General features: G+C 37.1%; 1 pseudogene. It reads left to right on the top strand.

Annotated elements, in window-relative coordinates:
• Window positions 1–652: pseudogene (locus tag ACFIK0_RS09560) on the top strand (hypothetical protein); the annotation flags it as partial.

The raw sequence follows: 652 nt of genomic DNA, 5'->3' as shown, positions 1-652 counted from the left end.
AATTCAACCGATGCGGTAAATGGTTCACAACTTTTTGTTACTAATCAGAATGTTACCACTGTTACGAATAATCTAGCAAAAATTTCTCAAAATACATCTCAATATTTTGGTGGTGGTGCAGATGTATCTAACGGTAAGGCTCCCACTTACACTATTCAGGGTAAGCCACATAATGGTTTTGAATCTACTTTTAATGCTGTTGATGCTTCTATCACGAATATTCAAAATCAGATTACAAATGCGACAAAAAACAGCCTCGTTAAACAAGAAGAGAATGAAGGTACTATCACCATAGGTAAGGCAACAGGTGGTATAGAAATCAATGTTGCAAACGAATCTGGTGATGCTCGTACAATTTCCGGTGTAAAAGCTGCAGAGTGGAGTGATGAAGCTGTTAACAAAGCCCAGCTTGATAAAAGTATAGAGATGATTTCTAATGATATTAATCTCACAAGAGCTGCTGCAGTTCTCTACGATAAAGAAAATGGTGCCATTAATTATGGTAGCGTAACTTTAGGTGGGGTAGATAACCAAGACCCTGTTGCTCTCCATAATGTTAAAGATGGCATAATTGCGCAAGGATCGCATGATGCAATCAATGGGAACCAAATTAATAAAATATCTGGAGATATAGCAAATTATTTTGGTGGTG

Origin of the sequence: Bartonella sp. CL63NXGY (assembly GCF_042194905.1) — a bacterium.
Taxonomy (GTDB): domain Bacteria; phylum Pseudomonadota; class Alphaproteobacteria; order Rhizobiales; family Rhizobiaceae; genus Bartonella.
The sequence above is the reverse complement of the archived record's forward strand: the minus strand, read 5'-3'. Positions and strand labels throughout refer to the sequence as shown.